We start from the raw sequence: 1681 nt of genomic DNA, 5'->3' as shown, positions 1-1681 counted from the left end.
GTGTCGGATAACAATATGAAAAACAAGGACGGGACAAGGTTTAGAGAGCATATTAGAAAAACTATGAATTATTCAGGTTAATAGTACTCAATGAGAGTACCTAAATCGATTTGAATACCAGCTTGTGTTAACTCTTTTTCTCTTTTTATGTGTAATTTACTAATCATTTCTTTATAATCAGCACCATAATGGATTTGGTTATGACAATTACTACAAAGAGATACAATATTAGCCTCGACATCTAATGAATAACTAAAATTACCTTGCTTTGCCATCGGGATTAAATGATGTGGCTCTGTGTAATTCACTTTGGTAGTCCTTCTTTTGAAGCTTGGGTGCGATTTATCTATTTCACATTCATAATTCGCTCGCTTTAGTGCTTTGATAGCCACTTCCTTATTCCTCTTATAAGAACTTTTTTTACCTAGAAAATCTAACTGGGGTTTAGGTTCGGGCTGTGGCTTATAATCAACAGGTTGATTTACATAGGCCTCTATTAACCCATCAATGCCATCTACTAATTCTTGATCCAGTCGTTCTTCAATATCTACTTGCTGTTCCAATAATTCTTGTAGTATTGAGCGATTTGAACTGTTTTTTTGAACTTTAATTACCTCTTCCATAATATAGTCGAACATTGCTTTGTTAGCTGAGAACAAATAACCTTGCTTTCTATTACCATTTACATTGAATGGACCATTATTATCAGGTTGTAATTTCATCAACACCTCTATATGATCCGATATATTAAATTCTTCTTCCAACTCATAATACTTTGAACTAACCTTCCAACCAGCAGTCGTCCATGTTTCTTTTAATTCTGGAGGACGGTCTTCACTTAAGCAATTTGTCTGGGCAATGCTGATCGCTTTAATTTTACGGTTTACACTGTGGAAAATAATATCGTCTTTTTTTATTTCAGTCATTCTTTTCCAGTGAGAGATATTATGCTTCTTTTGATTACTTTTCGGTGCCCATAAATACTGTCCTGCTTTCTCATCTTTATAGGATTCATTCTGAAACACAAAGAAGTATTGCTTTTCCTGACTATACTTACCTATATTTTTTCTACTATTAATAAAGAGTTTAAGCTGATCACTAATCTTAACTGGACTCTGTACTGTTCTCAGACCATTTTGGACCATATCTTGATAAGTTAACTCTCTGTTCTTAAATTCTTTTACAAATTCTAACGTCATATATCTACCATGATTAACATACGTCGTGCCATCTTTGACAAATTTAGAATCGTCAATAGTCGTACGTGGTAAATCTACCTCTACAACTTTTGTTTCATATTTTATCTCTTGGTCTGGTTTACTAATATATATGTAAACCGTATCACCTACTAAGACATCTCTATTTTGTTTCCAGTTTATTTTATTTATTGCTCCAAATGCCCCCATGACATCATAGTAATTTGGATTACAAGGAAACAGCCACTCTTGCACGTTACATCTCCACCTATTCTCGTTTTATATCTGCTGATTTCATTCTACTATATAGAAAAAAGAAACGAATCTTTTATTTAACTTATTTCCTATTTTGATATTTTATAGAGAGTGTAAAATATTTTGTGTAAATAGAAAAAAGGAAGTCCCTTCTGTAGAATAGAGTTACCACAACACATTCACAGAAAAGAGGACTTCCATATGAACGATTTTACTACAGAAATTCTAAA

At 32.8% G+C, this 1681-nt stretch carries 1 protein-coding gene; it reads right to left on the bottom strand.

From position 1 onward, the window contains the following. Positions 1-77: 77 nt before the first annotated feature. Positions 78-1451, bottom strand: a complete 1374-nt coding sequence (locus tag PVE40_RS12675; RefSeq protein WP_274732295.1) for an HNH endonuclease — start codon at positions 1449-1451, stop codon at positions 78-80. Positions 1452-1681: the final 230 nt, after the last annotated feature.

It is taken from the genome of Jeotgalibaca caeni, assembly GCF_028863945.1.
GTDB classification, from domain to species: Bacteria; Bacillota; Bacilli; order Lactobacillales; family Aerococcaceae; genus Jeotgalibaca; species Jeotgalibaca caeni.
This window is presented reverse-complemented; position numbering and strand designations above follow the sequence as displayed.